The sequence below is a fragment of the Curtobacterium sp. BH-2-1-1 genome (genome assembly GCF_001806325.1).
Classification (GTDB): domain Bacteria; phylum Actinomycetota; class Actinomycetes; order Actinomycetales; family Microbacteriaceae; genus Curtobacterium.
The window spans coordinates 1,906,233-1,927,219 of record NZ_CP017580.1; the positions used below are offsets into that span (position 1 = coordinate 1,906,233).

General features: G+C 72.3%; 16 protein-coding genes. 9 read left to right on the forward strand and 7 right to left on the reverse strand.

Features of this window, described 5'->3' with window-relative positions:
* Window positions 1-5: 5 nt before the first annotated feature.
* Both BJK06_RS09090 and BJK06_RS09095 read left to right on the forward strand, forming a co-directional pair.
* Window positions 6-887, forward strand: a complete 882-nt coding sequence (locus BJK06_RS09090) for a hypothetical protein (protein WP_070417634.1) — start codon at window positions 6-8, stop codon at window positions 885-887.
* Between the two features lie 144 nt (window positions 888-1,031).
* Window positions 1,032-2,507 carry an amino acid permease gene (locus BJK06_RS09095; protein ID WP_070417635.1) on the forward strand — a complete coding sequence of 492 codons (1,476 nt, stop codon included), beginning with the start codon at window positions 1,032-1,034 and terminating at the stop codon, window positions 2,505-2,507.
* 157 nt (window positions 2,508-2,664) lie between these two features.
* Here BJK06_RS09095 and BJK06_RS09100 read toward each other — a convergent pair whose 3' ends face one another.
* Window positions 2,665-3,399, reverse strand: a complete 735-nt coding sequence (locus tag BJK06_RS09100) for a LysE/ArgO family amino acid transporter (RefSeq protein ID WP_070417636.1) — start codon at window positions 3,397-3,399, stop codon at window positions 2,665-2,667.
* 69 nt (window positions 3,400-3,468) lie between these two features.
* On the opposite strand from BJK06_RS09100, the gene BJK06_RS09105 reads away from it, so the two are divergent.
* Window positions 3,469-4,392 carry a LysR family transcriptional regulator ArgP gene (locus BJK06_RS09105; protein WP_070419344.1) on the forward strand — a complete coding sequence of 308 codons (924 nt, stop codon included), beginning with the start codon at window positions 3,469-3,471 and terminating at the stop codon, window positions 4,390-4,392.
* Here BJK06_RS09105 and BJK06_RS09110 read toward each other — a convergent pair.
* Window positions 4,374-4,919, reverse strand: a complete 546-nt coding sequence (locus BJK06_RS09110; protein WP_083295158.1) for a TetR/AcrR family transcriptional regulator — start codon at window positions 4,917-4,919, stop codon at window positions 4,374-4,376. The two genes, BJK06_RS09105 and BJK06_RS09110, sit on opposite strands and share 19 nt — an antisense overlap.
* 116 nt (window positions 4,920-5,035) lie before the next feature.
* Here BJK06_RS09110 and BJK06_RS09115 point away from each other — a divergent pair, with 116 nt between their 5' ends.
* The 4 genes from BJK06_RS09115 to BJK06_RS09130 all read left to right on the forward strand — a co-directional run bounded on the left by BJK06_RS09115 (window position 5,036) and on the right by BJK06_RS09130 (window position 11,022).
* Complete coding sequence (locus BJK06_RS09115; protein ID WP_070417638.1) at window positions 5,036-6,070, forward strand: aldo/keto reductase; 1,035 nt, start codon at window positions 5,036-5,038, stop codon at window positions 6,068-6,070.
* 344 nt (window positions 6,071-6,414) lie between these two features.
* Window positions 6,415-8,175 (forward strand): glycosyltransferase, encoded by a 1,761-nt coding sequence (locus tag BJK06_RS09120; RefSeq protein ID WP_070417639.1) that lies wholly within the window; start codon window positions 6,415-6,417, stop codon window positions 8,173-8,175.
* Complete coding sequence (locus BJK06_RS09125) at window positions 8,172-8,912, forward strand: HlyD family efflux transporter periplasmic adaptor subunit (protein ID WP_070417640.1); 741 nt, start codon at window positions 8,172-8,174, stop codon at window positions 8,910-8,912. Before BJK06_RS09120 ends, BJK06_RS09125 begins: the two co-directional genes overlap by 4 nt.
* A 4-nt stretch (window positions 8,913-8,916) precedes the next feature.
* The gene (locus BJK06_RS09130) at window positions 8,917-11,022 is read left to right on the forward strand and encodes a glycosyl hydrolase (protein ID WP_070417641.1); all 2,106 of its coding nucleotides are present in this window, start codon (window positions 8,917-8,919) and stop codon (window positions 11,020-11,022) included.
* A gap of 24 nt (window positions 11,023-11,046) precedes the next feature.
* Here BJK06_RS09130 and BJK06_RS09135 read toward each other — a convergent pair whose 3' ends face one another.
* Window positions 11,047-11,826 carry a DNA-formamidopyrimidine glycosylase family protein gene (locus BJK06_RS09135; protein WP_070417642.1) on the reverse strand — a complete coding sequence of 260 codons (780 nt, stop codon included), beginning with the start codon at window positions 11,824-11,826 and terminating at the stop codon, window positions 11,047-11,049.
* A gap of 20 nt (window positions 11,827-11,846) precedes the next feature.
* Window positions 11,847-16,631: a DEAD/DEAH box helicase gene (locus BJK06_RS09140; protein ID WP_070417643.1), complete on the reverse strand. Its 4,785-nt coding sequence runs from the start codon at window positions 16,629-16,631 to the stop codon at window positions 11,847-11,849.
* 170 nt (window positions 16,632-16,801) lie between these two features.
* Between BJK06_RS09140 and BJK06_RS09145 the strand changes: the two genes are divergently transcribed.
* Window positions 16,802-17,440: a PadR family transcriptional regulator gene (locus tag BJK06_RS09145; protein WP_070417644.1), complete on the forward strand. Its 639-nt coding sequence runs from the start codon at window positions 16,802-16,804 to the stop codon at window positions 17,438-17,440.
* Window positions 17,441-17,580: 140 nt separating this feature from the next.
* On the opposite strand, the gene BJK06_RS09150 is transcribed toward BJK06_RS09145, so the two are convergent.
* Window positions 17,581-18,198: an alpha/beta hydrolase gene (locus BJK06_RS09150; protein WP_070417645.1), complete on the reverse strand. Its 618-nt coding sequence runs from the start codon at window positions 18,196-18,198 to the stop codon at window positions 17,581-17,583.
* An 85-nt stretch (window positions 18,199-18,283) separates the two neighbouring features.
* On the opposite strand from BJK06_RS09150, the gene BJK06_RS09155 reads away from it, so the two are divergent.
* A complete protein-coding gene (locus BJK06_RS09155; RefSeq protein WP_070417646.1) occupies window positions 18,284-18,826 on the forward strand; it encodes an NUDIX hydrolase family protein in 543 nt (180 codons plus the stop codon).
* 80 nt (window positions 18,827-18,906) lie between these two features.
* Here BJK06_RS09155 and BJK06_RS09160 read toward each other — a convergent pair whose 3' ends face one another.
* Both BJK06_RS09160 and BJK06_RS09165 read right to left on the reverse strand, forming a co-directional pair.
* Complete coding sequence (locus BJK06_RS09160) at window positions 18,907-19,110, reverse strand: CsbD family protein (protein ID WP_070417647.1); 204 nt, start codon at window positions 19,108-19,110, stop codon at window positions 18,907-18,909.
* A 182-nt stretch (window positions 19,111-19,292) separates the two neighbouring features.
* Window positions 19,293-20,900 (reverse strand): DEAD/DEAH box helicase, encoded by a 1,608-nt coding sequence (locus BJK06_RS09165; RefSeq protein ID WP_070417648.1) that lies wholly within the window; start codon window positions 20,898-20,900, stop codon window positions 19,293-19,295.
* Window positions 20,901-20,987 lie beyond the last annotated feature (87 nt).

The following is a 20,987-nucleotide window of genomic DNA, read 5'->3' on the forward strand; positions in this document are numbered from 1 at the left end:
CAAGGATGGTCGTCGTGAACGCACCTCGCCTCGGACTCCTGCTCGACGTCGACGGGCCCATCGCCAGCCCCGTCTCGCGCACCATCGCGATCCCGAGCATCATCGAGGACCTCGTCGCGCTCGCGGCCGAGGGGATCCCCGTCGTGTTCAACACGGGGCGGAGCGACGCCTTCATCCGGCAGGAGGTCGTCGGACCGCTGCTCGCCGGCGGTCTCGCGGCGGGCGGCCGCGTGCACGCCGTGTGCGAGAAGGGCGCCGTCTGGTGCTCGATCGGCCCGCAGTACGAGGGCGGCATGGGCGAGCTGACCGTCGCCGAGGACCTGGCGCTGCCGCGGGACTACGCCGACGAGATGCGCGAGCTCGTCCGCGACGAGTACGCCGACCTGGTCTTCTTCGACGAGACGAAGCGCGCGATGGTCTCGATCGAGCAGCGCGTCGAGGTGCCGAACGCCACCTACCTCGCCCGCCAGCCGGAGTTCGACGCGAAGGCCATGGCCGCGCTCCAGCGCCGCGGGCTCGGGGTCCGCCGGCTCGACGACGTCCGCCCCGACGCCGACGGTGCCGTGCAGTGGCGCATCGACCCGACGATCATCTCGACCGACGTCGAGTCCGACCGCAGCGGCAAGGACATGGGCGCCGAACGGTCGCTCGAGCTCCTCGCGCAGGACGGCGAGCTGCCCCTGGCGTGGCGGACGATGGGCGACTCCCGGAGCGACTACGCGATGGCGGACTGGCTGCACGCGAACGGCCACGAGGTGGCGCACGTCGACGTCCGCCCGTCCGACGGGGTCCCGGCGACGCCCTACCCGGTGCTCACGGCACCCGACGGCGTGATCCACGACGACGCCGGAGCGCGCTTCCTGTCGGACTGGCGCCGGTCCGTCTGAGCCGAGCCGCGCCTCCCGGGCCCCGGACCACGCGCAGTCGCGGGCCGCGCTGCCGGGCCACACCCGTCCGCGGTGTTTGCGTGTCGGGGTGGTACACCAGTAATGTCGCGGGGTCCGCCGCCAGCCGATGACGGGATCCACCCCATGGCACAGAAGCTCCGCATCAAGTCGATCGAGGCCTCACTGGCCGACTCCGAGGAGCAGGGCCGGTCCCTGAAACGCTCCCTGAAGACGTTCGACATCGCCGCGATGGGGATCGCGGTCGCCGTCGGCGCCGGCATCTTCTCGGTCGGTGCGAACGCCGCCGCGAACTTCGCCGGGCCCGGCGTCATCATCTCGTTCCTGCTCGCCGCCGTCACCTGCGGCCTCGCGATCATGTGCTACGCCGAGTTCGCCTCGACGATCCCCGTCGCCGGCTCCGCGTACACGTTCACCTACGCCACGATGGGCGAGCTGCTCGCCTGGATCGTCGGGTGGGACCTCATCCTCGAGACCCTCACCGCCAGCGCCGTCATCGCGAAGTACTGGGGCATCTACCTCAGCACCGCGTTCGAGGTGTTCGGCGTCGACCTGCCGAGCACGATCCAGCTCGGGCCGATCCCGTTCACCTGGGGCCCGGTCCTGATCGTCGGCATCTTCACGGTGCTGCTCGCGTTCGGCACCCGCCTGTCGTCGCGGGTCTCGGCCGTCATCACGGTCATCAAGGTCGCCATCGTCGTGTTCGTCATCGTCGCCGGTGCGTTCTTCGTCAAGGCCGCGAACTTCACCCCCTTCATCCCGCCGGCGTCGCCCGCCCGCGGCTCGGAGGGGAGTGTCTGGACCCAGTCGCTCGTGTCCTGGTTCACCGGCTCGGAGCCCGCCCAGTACGGCGTCTTCGGCCTGCTCGCCGCGGCCTCCCTCGTGTTCTTCGCGTTCATCGGCTTCGACGTCGTCGCGACCAGCGCGGAGGAGACCGAGAACCCGCAGAAGACCCTGCCGCGCGGCATCTTCATCGGCCTCGGCATCGTGACGCTGCTCTACGTCGGCGTCAGTGTCGTCATCACGGGCATGGTGTCGTACCAGCGCCTGGCCGAGGAGAAGACGCCGTCGCTGGCATCGGCCTTCGACATCGTCGGACTGCCGTGGGCCGCCGGCATCATCGCGATCGGCTCCCTGATCGGTCTGACCACGGTCGTCATGGTGCTGCTGCTCGGCCTGTCCCGCATCGTCTTCGCGATGAGCCGTGACGGCCTGCTGCCGCGCTGGTTCTCGAAGACGAACGAGAAGACGCAGACGCCGGTGCGCGTGCAGGTCGTCGCGGGTGTCGTCGTCGCGCTGCTCGCCGGCTTCACCGCGGTCGACAAGCTCGAGGGCATGATCAACATCGGCACCCTGTCCGCGTTCGTGCTCGTGTCGATCGGGATCATCGTGCTCCGTCGTTCGCGTCCCGACGCGCCGCGTGCCTTCCGCGTGCCGTGGTCGCCGGTGCTGCCGATCGTCTCGGCGGTGCTGTGCTTCTGGTTGATGTTGAACCTCGAGGTCGAGACGTGGCTCCGGTTCGTCATCTGGCTCGTGGTCGGGTTCGCGATCTACTTCGGGTACAGCCGTCGCAACAGCCGGGTGGGCAAGGGCCTGCAGTAGCGCGGGCGCGCGCTCTGGCGCCGGCGCTGGCGCGGGCGCTGGCGCTGGCGGGCGGGTCGAACCACGTTTCCGACACCGAACCACGCGCGGGGGCTGGTTCGGTGTCGGAAACGTGGTTCCACGCGGGCGTGGGCGCGGCCACCCGCCGCGCGCCGCGTCAGGCGCCCAGTGCGAGCGCCGCGCCGAACCCGAGCATGACGAGCGCGACGAGCCCGTCGAACACGCGCCACGTCAGCGGCTTCGCGAACAACGGTCGCAGCAGCCGTCCGCCGAACCCGAGCGCGCCGAACCACAGGCAGCTCGCGAGGACCGCCCCCACCGTCCACCACCACCGCTCCGCCGGCCCCTGCTGGTTCGCGACGGACCCGAGGAACACGAGCGTGTCCAGGTAGACGTGCGGGTTGGCCCACGTGAACAGGAGCATCGTCACGACGGCCGTCCGCAGGGTGACGGTGCGGTCGGTTCGTCGGGGTCCTGGAGGCGCGGTGCGCGTCCGTCCCGCACCCACCGTCGCTGAGATGTCCCGTCTCGCCGCCGCGGTCGCCACCGGCACGCCGTCGTCCGCCGCCGCCGACTCCACCCGCATCGCCGCGCCGGACGGCCACAGCGCCCGCCGAGCCGCGAGCACCCCGTAGGTCACCAGGAACGCCGCACCGACGAAGCGGATCACCACGAGCGCCACCGGGAACCGCTCGACCACGACCCCGACGCCGAGCACCCCCGCGAGGATCAGCACGGCATCCGAGAGCGCGCAGACCACCACCGCGGCCGCGACGACCCGCACCGACGAGGTCACCGCGAGCCGGAGCAGGTACGTGTTCTGCACACCGATCGCCACGATGAGCGCGAGCCCGGTACCGAGGCCGGCGAGCAGGGGGAGGAGTGTGGTCACGGTCCGACCGTACGGCCGCGGCCACGTGCAGTACAGCTCACGTTCCTGATGCTGCGTAAGCTCACCTGCATGCCACGACTGCAGCGCGAACACCTCGAGACCCTGCTCGCCGCGGTCGACCACGGGACGCTCGACGCCGCGGCCAGAGCACTGTCGATCACGCCTTCGGCGGTGTCGCAGCGGATCAAGTCGATGGAGCAGCAGGTGGGCCGGGTGCTCCTGCAGCGGACGACGCCGGTCCGCCCGACCCCCGACGGCGAGGTCGTCCTCCGTCACGCACGACAGGCCCGGCTGCTCGACGAGGAGACCACCCGGGCGCTCGGCGGCGGCGACTCGGTCGTCCCCTCGATCCCGCTCGCGGTGAACGCCGACTCGCTGGGCACCTGGTTCCTCGACGCGCTCGCCCTCGTGCGTGCCGACACCGAGGTCGTGTTCGACCTCCACCGCGAGGACCAGGACCGCACCGCCGAACTCCTCCGCGCGGGCACGGTGATGGCGGCGGTCACGGCCGAGGCCGAGCCGGTGCAGGGGTGCTCCTCGGTGCCGCTGGGGATCGACCGGTACCGGGCCGTCGCCTCCCCGTCGTTCGTCGCCCGGTACCTGCCGGGTGTCGACAGCGAGCAGCGGATGACACGGCTCCTCGACCGGGTGCCCCTCGTGGACTACGACCGCGACGACGACCTGCAGCAGGGGTACCTGCGGCGGGTGCTCGGCCACGCACCGTCCGGGCCGCGGCACTTCGTCCCGACCTCGGCGGACTTCGCCCGTGCGGTGTCGCTCGGCTTCGGTTGGGGGATGCTGCCGGAGGCCCAGTGCCTCGATGCCCTCGACCGGGGTGACCTCGTCGAGCTCACTCCCGGGCGTCGGGCGGACGTGGCGCTCTGGTGGCAGCGCTGGAACCTGGCCTCACCGCTGCTCGAGCGCGTGACCGAGGCCGTCCGGGCGACCGCGGCCGAGCGGCTCCACCCCGCCGGTCAGGCCGTCGCGCGGTAGCGGAGCCCGTCCACGAGCAGCCCGACGAGCAGCTGGCTCTGCTCGATCGTCGGAGCCCCGTGGCACAGGTCGGCCACCGCGTGCAGGAGCTGCTGCGCGTCGACGTCGGGGCGGATCGTCCCCGCAGCCGCCGCGGCGTCGAGGAGTCCACCGAGGGCGCCACCGAGCCGCGCGAGGAAGTAGTCCGGCAGCGCCTCGAACGCCGGGTCGCCCGAGTGCAGGGCGGCGGCGAGCCCGCGCTTCGTCGCGACGAACTCGGTGAACCGCTGCAGCCACAGGGCGAGCGCCTCGTCGGGAGCGTGCGCGGCGGCGAGCTCGTCCGCGGCGGCCGCCGTCGACTCGACCGCCCGCTGGAACACCGCGACGACGAGGTCCGAGCGCTGCGGGAACCGCCGGTACAGCGTGCCGACGCCGACCCCGGCCCGGTCCGCGATCAGCTTCGCGGGGGCGTCCACCCCGTCGGTCGCGAAGACGGCCTTGGCGGCGTCGGTCAGGGCGTCGGCATTGCGTCGGGCGTCGGCGCGCACGGAGTCCTCCTCTTGCGTAAACGGAAAGTCATTCCGTATAGTTCCGGAAGAGCGTTCCACTTCGGGCCACGATACGGCACCGACACCCGGGACGCCATCGACAGGAGGAACCGCACATGCAGTACCGCACCCTCGGCCGCACCGGCATCCAGGTCAGCCCCTTCGCCCTCGGCGCCATGATGCTCGGCACCGACGGCAGCATCGGCAACGGCGACGAGCAGGACTCGATCCGCATCGTCCACCGCGCACTCGACGCGGGCATCAACTTCATCGACACCGCCGACCGCTACTCGCAGGGCGGCTCCGAGGAACTGCTCGGCAAGGCGCTCGCCGGCCGCCGGGACGACGTCGTCATCGCCACCAAGTTCAACGGCCCGATGGGCGACGACCCGAACCGGCGCGGCAACTCCCGGCGGTGGATCACGCAGGCCGTCGAGGGGTCGCTGCGGCGCCTCCGGACCGACCACATCGACCTGTACCAGGCGCACCGACCCGACGACACGGTCGACCTCGAGGAGACCCTGTCCGCCCTGACCGACCTGATCCGCAGCGGCAAGGTCCGGGCGATCGGCAGCTCGGACTTCCCCGCGTCGATGCAGGTCGAGGCGCAGTGGACGTCGGAGCGCCGCGGGCTCGAGCGCTTCCGGACGGAGCAGCCCACGTACTCGATCCTCAACCGCGGCATCGAGCGCGAGGTCCTCCCGGTCGTCCAGCGGTACGGCATGGGGTCCCTCGTGTGGAGTCCCCTCGCCGGCGGCATGCTGACCGGCCGCTTCCGGAAGGGCCAGGACACCGACCTCGCCCGCGCGACCATGTTCCGGCACAACCGCGACGAGCGACGGATCGACGCCGTGGAACAGGTGGTCGCACTGTCCGAGGAGACCGGCATCCGGATGACCCACCTCGCGATGGCCTTCGCGATCGCGCACCCCGGCGTCACGAGCGCCCTGATCGGCCCGCGCTCCGTGGAGCAACTCGACGACCTGCTCGCCGGCGCCGACGTGGTGCTCTCCGACGAGGTCCTCGACCGCATCGACGCGATCGTCCCGCCGGGCACTGACGTCGGACGGCTCGACCAGCAGTACCAGCCGCCGGCCGTGCTCGACGCCACCCTGCGCCGACGCCCCGCCGCGGGACGCTCCGCGGCCTGACGTCGCGTCGGGGGCGGCCGCTTGCGGGAAACCGCACGATCGCCGCCCCCGAGACTTGTTCACACGTTCGTCACGAACCAGCACCACCGTCGGACCTACGCTCGCAACACCGACGGCGACGGGCCGTCGACAGCACGACCGCACCACGACACGACACACCGAACACCGCGACCGCACCCACGGTCGCGAGCACCGCCGGCGCAGGATCCCTAGTCCCTCGCCGGCCGGACCTCCCGAGGGTCCGGATCCATGTCGCCGCAGCCGCCGACGCCCGTCTCACGATGCGTCGGCGCCTGCGCTCGACCACGCGTGAGTCCTCTCCGAACCCGACAGGAGACCACGCCATGTCCGCACCACCCGACGTTCGTCGTACCCAGACGCCACTCCGAGCACCAGAGGCGACCGACGAGCTGCAGTCCTTCGACTTCCAGCTCCCGGCCCCGCTCACGCCGCGCGACCGCGAGCGCGCCCGACGTCGCCGGCAGACCGAGCCGGTGCCCTACGTCCGACCGCGTGCCGAGAGCCGGGCGCACAGCCCCGTGATGGTCCTCATCGTGCTCGTCGCCACGCTCGGCGTGATGGCGTACGCGGTGTTCCTCCTCGACCCGGCGAACCGGGGCGACTTCCTGCCGTACGGACTCGTGATCGTCGCCGAGAGCGTGCTCGTGGGGCAGGCGCTCCTGTCCATGTGGACGATCCTGTCCGGCGGCTCCGACCCCCGGGACTTCGCGTTCCACCACACCCAGGACACCCTGTTCGACCGCGACACCATCGCCCGCAGCGGCGCCGCCGACCAGCCCCACCGCTGGCCGATGCACGTGCGCGGACGCCGGGTGGACGTCGACGTCTTCATCACCGTCTACGGCGAGGAGCTCACCAAGGTGGCCGCGACCGTGCAGGCCGCGGTGGCCATGCGCGGTGAGCACCGCACGTGGGTGCTCGACGACGGGCGGAGCGACGAGGTGCGGGCGCTCGCCGAGGAGCTCGGCGCCCGGTACGTCCGTCGGCTGTCGTCGCACGGCGCGAAGGCGGGCAACATCAACCACGCGCTGACGCTCGCCAAGGGCGACTACTTCGCGGTCTTCGACGCGGACTTCGTGCCGAAGCCGGACTTCCTGTTCGAGACCGTGCCGTTCTTCGCCGACGACGGGATCGCCTTCGTGCAGACCCCGCAGTCGTACGGCAACCTCCACAACCTCGTCTCGCGGGGTGCCGGCTACATGCAGACGGTGTTCTACCGGTTCATCCAGCCCGGCCGGAACCGGTTCAACGCGGCGTTCTGCGTCGGGACGAACGTCATCTTCCGCCGCGAGGCCATCGACGAGATCGGCGGCATGTACACCGACTCGAATTCCGAGGACGTCTGGACGAGCCTGATGCTCCACGAGCGCGGCTGGAAGACCGTCTTCATCCCGATGACCCTCGCCGTCGGCGACGCCCCGGAGACCATCGAGGGCTTCACCAAGCAGCAGCTCCGGTGGGCCGCGGGCGGCTTCGAGATCCTGCTCACGCACTTCCCGTTCCGCCCGAAGCACCGGCTGACGATGGACCAGCGACTGCAGTACCTCGTCACCGCGAGCTTCTACCTGACGGGCATCGTCCCCGGCCTCCTCCTGCTCGTGCCGCCGCTCGAGATCTACTTCGACCTGCGCCCGATGAACCTGACGATCGGGGCCGGCGAGTGGGTGCTGTTCTACCTCGGCTTCTACGGCGCGCAGGTGCTCCTCGCGTTCTACGCCCTCGGGTCGTTCCGGTACGAGACGCTCCTGCTCGCCGCGGTCTCGTTCCCGATCTACGCGAGCGCGCTCTGGAACGTCGTCTGCGGCAAGGAGCAGGCGTGGCACGTCACCGGCGCCTCCCGTGGTCGGACGCCCTCCCCGTTCAACTTCATCGTCCCGCAGGTGCTCGTGTTCGTGTTCCTGGCGTTGACGAGCGTCGTGGCGGTCTGGCGTGACCTCGACAACGGGCAGCTGACGCTCGCGACGGCCTGGAACACCACGAACACCCTCGTGTTCCTCGCGTTCATCATCGCCGCGTTCCGCGAACAGGCGCGGAACCGCGTGACGGACCGGCTGACCGCGATGCTGGACGGGGTGACGGCATGACCTGGACGAACCGACTCCGGCTGTTCGCGGGACTCATCGTGGTGCTCGTCGTCGTGGCGGCGTTCACGCTCGTCTTCAACCAGCGGCAGAGCGCCGTGGCGAGCACCTCGGCGGCGATCGCCGCGCAGGAGTACGCCGTCGGCACCGACTACGGCGGGACCGTCACCGAGGAGTACGTCGAGGAGGGCGACACCGTCCGGAAGGGCGACCAGCTCCTGCAGGTGCAGAGCCTCCAGCTCGCGCAGGACATCCGGAAGGGCGTCGTGGGCGCGAACACGCAGACGAGCGCGTACGACATCGGCGCCGACGGCTTCATCACGTTCAAGGCCGAGGTCTCCGGCACCGTCGCCAAGGTCGACGTGAAGACCGGCGGATACGTGCAGGCCGGCTCCGAGCTCGGCACGATCCACAAGGAGGACAGCCTCTTCGTCACCTCGAGCTTCATCGTGACGGCCCGGGACTACGGGCGGATCCGGAACGGCGCCGCGGTCGACCTCGTGCTCCCGAACGACACGACGATCCGGGGGACCGTGAAGAGCGTCAGCGTCGAGACCAACGACCAGGGACAGGCGAAGACCACGGTCGACGTCGAGAGCCCCGAGCTCTCCGCGTCGCCGTCGAGCGGGATCACGAGCCCCGGGACGCCGGTGGACGCCACCCTGCACCTGCGGGACGACGGCCGGCTCGCGGGCGTCACGGACCTCGTCCGTGACTTCGCGCGGCAGATCGGACTGTAGCCCCATGCTCCGGCTGCCTCGGTCTGCCCGTCGCGACCAGGCGCCGGACGCGCGCCGTCGGGTCGGCGTGCGCCGTGCCTCCAGGCTGTCCACCAGCGTCACCGTCGTGACGGCCGTCGCGATGCTCGTGACCGCGTGCACCGGTCCTGGAGGCACGGATCACCCCGGCGAGACCACCTCGCCCACCACGAACGGGGCGGCACAGGCGCGCGCGGTCGCCGCTCTCGGCGACGTCGCGTCGTCGAAGGCGGGCGCGATGCGCCTCGCCGACGGCTTGCTGGCGCCGACGAACCGCTGGTTCTCGGGACTCGTCTTCGGCGCGGCACCGCAGCCGGTGTTCCCGAGCCCGATCTCGTGGCAGGTGACCGACGACGGCTTCGCGGCCGGGCTCCCCACCGTCACGGCCACCGAGAAGACCATCGCCGGCGGCACGACGCAGCAGGTCGGACTCGACCTCGGTGCGACCTCGACCCTGGTGTCCGACTACGACTCGGTGTCCGTGACCGTCGAGCACCGTGACGGCTCCACCGTCCTCGGGCACACGGTGGTCGCCGAGGGCTCGCCGCTCGTGACGTACACCGCCGCGCGTGCCGGCACCGTCACCGCGACCTCGCCGATCGACGGCACCGGGGACGGTACCGGGACCGTCACCAGCGGTGGCCGGACCTGGCAGCTCGTCGTCCGCGACGGGACGATCGACGGCGACACGATCGACGTGCGGTCCGGCGGCAGCGTCGTGCTCCTGCCGGTCCCGGACGGCGCGACCGCGGCACAGACGGCCCGGCTCGTCGCCGCCGCCCGTCCGCTCACGGGGGTCGCGCTCGACCGCAGCGCCTCGCGGGGGAAGCAGCGCACGACGCTCACGTACGACTTCGGCTCCGGCGACCGGGGCGTGCTCGTCCCGCAGCCGGGGCAGGGCACGACCGGCCTGGAGTGCACCGGCCTGCACTACGAGACCGTCCAGGGACCGGCCCCGGTCTGCACCGGCACCGCCCTGCGGTTCGCGGTCGACACGGTCCGGCCCTCGGACACCCTCGACCTGTCGGGGCTGTCGTCCGCGGAGCGAGCGGCGCTCGTCACCCAGGTCCGCGCCGACGCTTCCACGGTGGATGCCTCGTCGTACGCCGCGGACAGCTACGGCGGTGGGAAGGACCTGTACCGCGTCGCGAACCTGTACCGGCTCGCGACGCAGCTCGACCTCTCGTCGGTGGCGGACGCGCTGAAGACCTCGGTCGTCGACGAGCTCGACCAGTGGTTCGACCCCGCCGGGTGCGGGACCCGCACGGCGCGGTGCTTCGCCTACGACCCCACGCTGCACGGGCTCGTCGGGCAGGAGGCCTCGTTCGGCTCCGACGAGTTCAACGACCACCACTTCCACTACGGCTACGTGCTGTCCGCAGCCGCCGTCCTCGCCGCCGACGACCCGGCGCTCGTCAGCCGGTGGCGGACCGTGGCCGACCTCGTCGCGGTGGACATCGCCTCGCCGGAGGCCACCGCCTCGTTCCCGGCGCTCCGCGTCTACGACCCGTACGCGCAGCACTCGTGGGCGTCCGGGTTCTCGCCGTTCGCGGACGGCAACAACCAGGAGTCGTCGTCCGAGGCCGTCTCGGCGTGGAACGGCGTCGCGCTGTGGGGAGCGGTGTCGGGGTCGTCCTCGGGGTCGTCGTCGCTCCGGTCCGTCGGGACCTGGCTGCTCTCCAACGAGGCGGCTTCGGCCGCACGGGACGTGCTCGACCCGGACCTCTCCGCGTTCCCGGAGTTCCGGCACCGGGTGGTCTCGCTGACCTGGGGCGGCAAGCGCGACCACGCGACCTGGTTCAGCGCCGCGGCGGCCGCGCCCGCGGGGATCGAGCTCATCCCGATGCCGGCCGTGGCGGCCTCGTACGTCGATGCCGGCGGTTCGGCGCAGATCCGCCGGGTGCTGGCCGAGGCCGTGCCGGACGGCAGGTACGACGTCCAGTTCGGCGACTACCTGCTCATGTACCGGGCGCTGGCGTCGCGGGCCGATGCGGCCACGGCGCTGCGGGAGGCGCGGGCGTTGCCGGACGCGGTGGTCGACTCGGCGAACTCACGGTCGTACATGCTGGCGTGGATCATGTCGCGCGCGTAGCGCCGGCGCGGTGGCCGCGCCCCGTCAGGTCTGGCAGCGCGGGCACCAGTAGGTGTCGCGCAGGGTCAGCTCCGACTCACCGAGCTCCCCGTACCGGATCGGCGTGCCGCAGCGCAGGCACGGCTTCCCCGCCCGGCCGTACACCCAGAAGCGCCGACCGGGCCGATCGACCCCGGTGGTCACACGGGCACTGCGGTCACGGTTGGCGAGGATGAGCCGGCTCGCCAGGGCGATCATCCGCGCCGGGTCGTGCACCTCGCGCACCGGACGGGTCGGCAGGACACCGCGCAGGAAGCACAGTTCGTTCCGGTAGACGTTCCCGAGGCCGGCGAGCACCCGCTGGTCGAGCAGTGCGAGGCCGACCGGACGATCGGGGTCCCGCGTCAGGTTCGCCAGCGCGAGGTCGGCGTCCCAGTCGGGTCCGAGCAGGTCGGGGCCGAGGTACCCGACGATCTCGGACTCCTGGTCGCGGGGGACGACCTCGAGCACCCCGAGCGCGAAGCCCACCGTCGAGACCTCCGCAGCGTCGAGCACCACCCGTGCCTGGTGCGCCGGGCGACGCCAGCGGTCCCCGGGCGCGTAGACGTCCCACCGCCCCTCCATCTTGAGGTGCGAGTGCACGGTCAGGTCGCCGATCCGGTGCAGCAGGTGCTTGCCACGCGGGACGACCTCGTCCACCGTGCGGCCGACGAGGTCGAGCGTGGCGAACGCCGGCACCCGGAAGTCGCTGCGGGTGAGGACCTTCCCCGCCAGTGCGGCGTGGAGCCGACGGGCGGCCCGGAAGACGGTGTCGCCCTCAGGCACCGGGCACCCCCGTCGTGCGCTCAGACACGGAGACGCAGCCCCTGCGGCGTGGCGGTGAAGCCGACTTCGCGCAGCGCCGAACCGAGCGGCGTCTCGAGGACGAAGTCGCCGTCCACCCGCTCGACCGAGAGCTTCCGCAGGCCGCTCCGCACGGTCGCGGCGATCGACGCTGCCGCCACGGCGAGGTCCGCCGGGTCGTCGGTGAAGGTCAGCACCGACTTGCCACCGCGTTCGACGTACACCGCGAGGTGCCCGTCGACCGTCGTGACGAGGGCGCCCGCCTTGCGCCCGGGCCGGTGCCCGCGGCCCGGCGTCTTCGCGGGAGCGGAGTCGGCGGGCGCACCGGAACGACCAGCGGGACCGTCGGCGCTGCCCGGACCGTCGTCGTCGGGCCCGGCGGCAGTGTCGGACGGCCACGGCAGCGATGCCCCGTACGCGTTCGCCGGGTCGGTCGCCGCGAGGGTCAGGGCATCACGCGATCGGTCCGGATCGGCCCGTTCGTCGTCGTCGATGTCGCGCGCGTACGTGCGGAGCCGGTCGACGGTGGGCCCCGTCGCGAACTGCGCGGCGCCGAGGCCCTCGACGAAGTAGCCCCGGCGTGCCCGGCCGGACTCCTCGAAGCGGGAGAGCACCCGGTACACGCCGGCGAACCCGCCCCGGACGCCCTCGACCTGCACGGCGCCGCGGGTGACGACGCCGTACCGCTCGAGCAGCTGTTCGGCGGTCGCGGCGGCACGGACGGTCGCGTCGGACTCGGCGAGGGGGAGCAGGGACCATCGGCCGCCGACGGACGGCGGGCCGGACTGGGTCGGCATCGTCGGCCGACGACGGCCGCGGTACGCCCGTGCGCGGGGTGCGCTCGAGCTCTTCGCCTTCCCGCCGAGCATCGCGCGCAACGGCGCGAAGGTGTCGTTCGTGATCTGTCCGGCCCACACCAGGTCCCACAGTGCGGTCGACAGGGCGGCGTCGTCGGTGCTGCCCACGGCCTGCCCGAGCTGCCGGAAGAAGTACGCGCCGCCGCCCGCGAGCGCACCGAGCACGTCCCGCTGGAGCTCGGTCGTCTCGTCGCCGGAGGGCTCGGCCAGGGTCGTGGCCGCGGTGTCGGCGAGGTGCAGGCGGATCCAGCCGTCGTTGCCCGGCAGGGTGCCGCCGCCGGACCAGAGGACCTCGCCCGTGGCGGTGAGCTCGTCGAGCATGCTCGGCGCGTAGTCGCCGACGCGTGCCGGCAGCACGAGGGTCTCCCACGCGCTCGCGGGCAGTGCCACCCCGGCGAGCTGGTCGACGACCTGGAGCACCCCGTCGACGCCGCGCAGCCCACCGCGGGTGCCGGCGGTCCGGACGTGCTGCCACGCGGGCAGGAACCGCGCGAGGGCGTCCGGCGCGACCGGCTCGACCTCGTGCCGGAGCGCCGCGAGCGACTTCGTGCGGATGCGGCGGAGCACCTCGGCGTCGCACCACTCCGCACCCTGGCGATCGGGACGGAACTCGCCCTCGACCACGCGACGGTCGGCGACGAGGCGGCGCAGGGTGTCCTGCACGACGGCGATCCCGAGCCCCAGCCGTCCGGCGGCGTCCTGCGCGGAGAACGGCCCGTGCGACCGGGCGTACCGGCCGACCAGGTCGCCGAGCGGGTCGGCCACCGGTTCGACGAACGCCGTCGGCACGCCGATCGGCAGGGGCACCCCGAGGGCGTCGCGTAGGCGGGAGGCGTCCTCGATCACGGCCCAGCGGGTCGCGCCGGCGTGCGAGAACGCGAGCACGCGGCGGTCTCGCTCGAGCGCGGCGAGCACGGTCTGCACCTCGGTCGTCGCTGCGGCGCGGTCGTCCGCCTCCGCCAGCCAGCTCCGGTCCACGATCTCGTCGAGGTCGAGCGCGCCCACGAGCCGCAGGACGTCGACGATCCCCTCGGCGTCGCGCGCCCGGCGGTCCGGCGAGAGCCGCTGCAGGTCACGCTCGACCGAGGCGATCACCGCCGGGTCGAGCAGCTCGCGGAGCTCGGCACGACCGAGCAGCTCGCCGAGCAGCGTCGAGTCGAGGGACAGTGCGGCCGCCCGACGCTCGGCGAGGGGGGAGTCCCCCTCGTACATGAACGCGGCGACGTACCCGAAGAGCAGCGAGCGCGCGAACGGCGACGGCGTCTCCGTCTCGGTCTCGACCAACCGGATGCGCCGGCCCGCGATGTCGTCGGCGATCCCCAGCAGGGCGGGCACGTCGTACACGTCCTGGAGGACCTCGCGCACGGTCTCGAGCACGATCGGGAAGGTCGGGTACTTCTGGGCGACCTCGAGCAGCTGGGAGGCCCGCTGCCGTTGCTGCCAGAGCGGGGACCGCTGCCCGGGGTTCCGGCGGGGCAGCAGGAGCGCCCGCGCGGCGCACTCACGGAAGCGCGCGGCGAACAGCGCCGACGCCCCGACCTCGTCCGTCACGAGCGCTTCGAGGTCGTCCCGCTCGAACACGAACAGGTCGGCGCCGGGAGGCTCGGCATCGGTCTCGGGGATGCGCACGACGATCCCGTCGTCGGCGGCCATGGCGTCGCCGTCGATCCCGTGGCGCTCGCGGAGTCGTGCGGCGACCGCCAAGGCCCACGGCGCGTGCACCTGCATGCCGTACGGCGAGTGCAGGATGAGCCGCCAGTCGCCGAGCTCGTCACGGAAGCGCTCGATCACGAGGGTCGTGTCGTTCGGCACGTGTCCGGTCGCGGCGCGCTGGTCGCGGAGGAAGGTGAGCAGGTTCGTCACGGCCCGTTCGTCGAGCCCGCCGGCGGCGACCCTGGCGCGTGCGTCGTCGTCGGAAGCCCCCTCGACCTCGCGCACGAAGGCCCCGGTGGCGCGGCCGAGTTCCGCGGGGCGACCGATGCCGTCGCCCTTCCAGAACGGCACGCGGCCCGGCTGCCCGAACGCGGGGCTGACGATCACCCGGTCGTGGGTGATCTCCTCGATGCGCCAGCTCGTCGCACCCAGCGCGAAGACGTCACCGACGCGGGACTCGTAGACCATCTCCTCGTCGAGCTCGCCGACGCGCGAGGCCTTCTCGCCGACCATGAACACGCCGAACATGCCGCGGTCGGGGATCGTCCCGCCGCTGGTGACCGCGAGCCGCTGGGCACCCGGACGCCCGGTCAGGGTGCCGTGCACGCGGTCCCACACCAGGCGCGGGCGGAGCTCGGCGAACTCGTCGCTCGGGTAGCGCCCGGTCACGAGGTCGAGCGTGGCCTCGAACGCGGAGCGGGGCAGACCGCTGAACGGGGCGCTCCGCCGCACGAGCTCGAACCAGTGCTCGACGTCGACCGTGTCGATCGCCCCCGCTGCCACGGTGTGCTGCGCGAGCACGTCGAGCGGGTTCGCCGGCACCGAGATCGACTCGATCTGCCCGGCCACCATCCGCTCGACCGTCACGGCGCTGTTCACCAGGTCGGCGCGGTGCTTCGGGAACAGCACGCCGCGCGAGATCTCGCCGACCTGGTGCCCGGCGCGACCGACGCGCTGGAGACCGCTCGCGACCGAGGGTGGCGCCTCGACCTGCACGACGAGGTCGACCTCGCCCATGTCGATGCCGAGCTCGAGCGAACTCGTCGCGACGACGCAGCGCAGTCGACCGGACTTCAGGTCGTCCTCGATGATGGCGCGCTGGTCCTTCGAGACGGAACCGTGGTGGGCGCGGGCGAGCACCGGCACGGCGGCGTCGGAGCCCCCGCCACCGGTCTGCCCGGACGCGCCGATCACCTGCGCCGGGGGCCGCTTCGTGCCCTGCGGGGCGACGGCGTGCGCCGAGGTCCGTGCCGGCGACTGCGGACGCCCGCGCGCGACCGGCAGCCCGTCGTCGGCGGGGGAGGCGCCGGCCGGCACCAGCGCCCCGTCGCCGACCGAGCCCGCCGCCGCGAGCACGCGTTCTTCGTGGATCTCGTTCAGCCGTGCCGTCAACCGCTCGGCCAGGCGGCGGGAGTTCGCGAACACGATGGTCGACCGGTGTTCCTCGACCAGGTCGACCACGCGTTCCTCGACGTGGGGCCAGATCGACCCGTTCGTCGGTGACTCGGTCGCGTCCGCACCGACGGGCGGTGCACCGAGCTCGGCCATGTCGTCGACCGGCACGACGACCCGCAGGTCGAACGTCTTCTGCGCCGGCGGGGCGATGATCGACACCGGTGCGCGTCCGCCGAGGAACCGCGCCACCTCTTCCGGGGGGCGCACCGTCGCCGACAGCCCGATCCGCTGCACGGGCTTCTCGAGCAGGTCGTCGAGTCGTTCGAGCGAGACCGCCAGGTGGGCGCCGCGCTTGGTGGACGCGACGGCGTGCACCTCGTCCACGATGACGGTGTCGACGTTCACCAGGGTCTCGCGCGCCTGCGAGGTGAGCATGAGGTACAGCGACTCCGGCGTCGTGATGAGGATGTCCGGCGGCTGCCGCAGCAGCTTCTGCCGATCGGACGACGGGGTGTCACCGCTGCGGACCCCGACCGTGACGTCGGGCGGTTCGAGCCCGAGGCGCCGCGCGGTCTGGGTGATGCCGACGAGCGGGCTGCGCAGGTTCCGTTCGACGTCGACGCCGAGGGCCTTCAGCGGGGACACGTAGAGCACCCGGGTGCGCTGCTTCGCGGGCGGACGGTCGGTCGAGCTGATGAGTCGGTCGATCGACCACAGGAACGATGCCAGCGTCTTGCCGGACCCCGTCGGGGCGATCACGAGCGCGTGCTGCCCGGTGGAGACGGCGTCCCACGCACCGGCCTGCGCCGGGGTCGGTGCAGCGAAGGCGCCGCGGAACCACTCCGCGGTGGCGGGGGAGAAGCGCTCGAGGACGTCCGTCATGGTCCGTCCCATCCTGCCCGCCACCACCGACAGCGGCCCGTGCGGACGTACCCCTTGACAGAGCGATAGTTACCGATCTATCGTTAATACATCGCGATACGACGAAGACGACTCCGGTCGGACCGTTCGCGAGCCGACTCAGCACGACGGAAGGACGCATCATGCGACCCATGCACAACGACTTCGACACCACCCAGCACCCGCGCGGCCCCCGCTTCGGCGGCCCGCGGCAGCACCACGGCGCCGGCTTCCCCGGTCGCGACCGCGGTGACCACGACCACGGCGGACGCGGCGGTTTCGGCCCCGGCTTCGGTCGCGGCTTCGGACCCGGCTTCGGCGGTCCGGGGTTCGGCGGTCCCGGCTTCGGCCGCGAACGCCGTCGCCGCGGCGACGTCCGCCTCGCGATCCTCGGCCTGCTGGCCGAGGGCCCGCAGAACGGCTACGCCGTCATCAAGACCATCGCCGAACGCACCGGCGGCGCCTGGAAGCCGAGCCCTGGTTCGGTCTACCCGACGCTCCAGCAGCTCGTGGACGAGGACCTCGTCGTCTCCACGGGTGACGGCCGGAAGACGCTCTTCGAGCTCACCGACGCCGGCAAGGCCGAGGCAGAGGCGAAGGCGGACGAGATCGCGGCGGCCTTCGACGCGCCGGGTCTCCCGGACTCGTCCCGCGAGTTCATCGAGGCGCTCCGGAAGACCATGGGCGTCCTGCACATGTACCGCACCAGCGCGACGGAGGAGCAGGCGAAGGCGGCGACCGCCAAGATCGACCAGCTCCGCAAGGACCTCCTGCAGATCCTCGCCGACTGAAGTCGGAACCCGTGACGGGAGGCGCGGTGCCAGCTGGCACCGCGCCTCCCGTCCGCATCGTGAGCAGCAATGGTCGGGTCCGCACGTCGGACCCGACCATGTCTGCTCACCAAGCGCGCCGCGGGACGCGCCGAGCGCGCCTACGCCCCGATGAAAGCGGCCACGTCCGCCAGCTCCGCTGCGGACACCGCGTGGGGCAGGCCCTCGTACGTGCGATCCGTGACGGTGGTGTTCGTCGCCGCCCACGCCTGCGTCCGGGCGGTGGCCTCGCCGGGGATCACCGGGTCGAGGTCGCCGTGCCCGAGGAACACCCGGGGCCGGACGGCGGCGACGGCCTCGTCACGGGAGTCCGTCACGCCCGGCACGACGAAGCCTGACAGCGACACCGCGAACGCGAACGCAGCAGGCCGTGCCCGGAGCAGCTGCAGCGCCATCGATCCACCCTGCGAGAACCCGAGCAGCCCGATCCGCGGGTGCTCGGCCGCGACCGAGTCGATCCACTCGAGGACACCGGCGACGGACTCGTCGACGGGCCCGAGTGCCGGGGAGCCCGGCGTCCCGAGCGGGTACCAGCTGTACCCCTGCCCGAACGGCATCGGCGCACGCAGCGACGCCATGGTCCACGAGGAAGGCAGCGCCGGGGCGAGTCCGAGCAGGTCGCGTTCGTTCGACCCCACCCCGTGCATCGTCACGAGCAGCGGGGTCCCCGCACGCTCGGAGGGGCTCCGGGTCCACTGCAGGGCATCGCGATCGATCATGTGGACGACAGTAGTTGACGCATCAACCATCCCCAACCCCCGCGCCTTCCGCCGAACTCGCCACAGTGACTGGTAGACACGGTGCATGGCCTCGCTGCGCACCCCCGACCCCGACTCCGGCTGGCTGTCCGACGAGGAGCTCGCGAACGTCCGCCGTCGACTGCCGATCTGCTACGTCGAAGCGGTGCCCGTCCGCACCGACGGCCTCGGCGTCGTCACCGAGGTGGGCGTGCTGCTGCGCGTCGCCCCGAGCGGTTCCATCGCCCGCACCCTCGTGTCCGGGCGCGTGATGTTCGGCGAGTCGATCCGGACCGCACTGTTCCGGCACCTCGAGAAGGACCTCGGGCCGATGGCGTTCCCGCAGCTGCCGTCGAGCCCGACCCCCTTCACCGTGGCCGAGTACTTCCCGCTGCCCGGCGCGTCCGTCTACACGGACGAACGGCAGCACGCGATCTCCCTCGCGTACGTCGTCCCCGTGACCGGCACGTGCGAGCCCCGGCAGGACGCCCTCGAGCTGACCTGGATGAGCCCGATGGAGGCAGCTTCCGACGCCGTCGCCGACGAGATGGAGGGCGGTCGCGGAGCGCTCCTCCGCGCCGGACTCGCATCGGTCGGCGCCCTCATGTAGCAGCCGACGCCACCCGCACACGACGAAGCCCCCGGATCCGAATCGGACCCGGGGGCTTCGCAGCGCGGTACTGGACCGGCTTACTTGTTGTCGTTCTTGAGGCTGTCGGCCACGCCTGAAGCGGCGTCCTTGACGTTCGTACCTGCCTGCTTGGTGTCGGCCTTGACCTGATCGGTCTTGCCTTCAGCCTTGAGGCGGTCGTTGTCCGTCACGTTCCCGACGGCTTCCTTGGCCTTGCCAGCTGCCTTCGCAGCGGCGTTCTTGACGTCTTCGATCCCAGCCATAGGCTCTCCTTCCGACAGCGGACAGTTCCCCGTCAGCCGCTCGCGCGGCATCCGGTGAAGGAGAACCTACGCCCGTGGAGTGCGTCCGTGCTCAGGCGGCGTGGAGGTTCCCCACGCCGACAGGATCAGCGCGCGGAACCCGCCGGACCGCGGTTGGTCGACGCTGTGCGCGGCGCGAGCCGTCAGCGCGCGGATCCGGCGGGACGGGAGGCGCGGCGCGAGCCACCACGACGGTTGCCGCCCGACTCGGTGCCGGACCCACGACCGGCGGCGTAGCCGCCCTCCGAGGACCAGACCGGAGCGGACCCGCCGCGGACGGTGTCGCTCGACGCACGACGGCTGCCACCACTGCGGCGACCGCCGGACGCGGCACCCGAGCGCTGCCCACCGGCGGAGCCGGTCGACGCGCCGGCGCCGGCCTCGGCGGGACGACCGCCGCGACGCCCTGCACCGGACGACCCGGAAGCCGAGCCGGTACGCGCGGGCTGCGCCGCGCCTCCGGTACGACCGCCGCGACCACGGCGACGACCGCCGCCCGCGTTGTCGGACTCGGCGGTGCGCTGCTTGGGCTGGCGCTGCTGCTGTGCCGGCTGCTCCGGGGCGACGTGGCGGACCGGAGCGACCTCGCCGACGAGCTCCGTGACGGCGGGGGAGTTCGCCGTGACCTGCTGCGGCGTGACCTTGATCGCGGCCGCACGCATCATCTGCGCGACGTCGCGACGCTCGGCGGGCATCGTCACGGTGACGACGTCGCCGGACGAACCGGCGCGGGCGGTGCGGCCCGAGCGGTGCAGGTACGCCTTGTGCTCGGTCGGCGGGTCGACGTGGACGACGAGCTCGACGTGGTCGACGTGCACACCGCGGGCGGCGACGTCGGTGGCGACGAGCACGAGGGCCTCGCCGGAGGAGAACTTCGCGAGGTTCCGCTCACGGGCACCCTGCGACAGGTTGCCCTGCAGGTCGACGGCCGGGATGCCCTGGCTGCTGAGCTGCTTGGCGAGGCGCTTGGCGTGGTGCTTCGTGCGCATGAAGAGGATGCGACGACCGGTGCCGCTCGCGAGCGTCCGGACGAGGTCCTTCTTCGCGTCGGCGTCGGCGACCTCGAACAGGTGGTGGGTCATCGCCTCGACGGGGCTGTTCGCCTCGTCGACCGAGTGCATGACCGGGTTGTGCAGGAACTTCTTGACGAGCTTGTCCACGCCGTTGTCGAGCGTGGCGGAGAACAGCAGACGCTGCCCCTGCTCGGGCGTGGCCTGCATGATCTTGGTCACACCGGGGAGGAAGCCCATGTCGGCCATGTGGTCGGCCTCGTCGAGGACCGTCACCTCGATGTCGCCGAGGTTGACGTGGCCCTGCTGCATGAGGTCGGCGAGACGGCCGGGGCACGCCACGACCACGTCGACGCCGCCGCGCAGGGCGTCGACCTGACGACCCTGCCCGACGCCGCCGAAGACGGTCGTGGTGTTCAGGCCCATGGCCTTGGCGAGCGGGGCGAGGGCGACGTCGATCTGGGTCGCGAGCTCACGGGTGGGGGCGAGCACCAGGGCACGGGGCCGGCCGGCGCGGCGCTTGCGGCCACTCGCGGCGAGGCGGGCGACGAGCGGGATCGCGAACGCGATCGTCTTGCCGGAGCCGGTGCGGCCACGGCCGAGCACGTCCTTGCCCTGCAGGGAGTCGGGGAGCGTGTCCTCCTGGATGGGGAACGCGGTCTCCTTGCCCTGGTCGGCGAGGACGGCGACCATCGGCGCGGGGACGCCGAGGTCGGAGAAACGGATGTCTTCGTTGGTCATGGTGACCTTTCCAACCGGAGTGCTCCGGCTGTGGTCGCGCTTGCGAGGCAGCGCGCGGGCGGGATGCGCGCCAACGGGTGTGGCTGG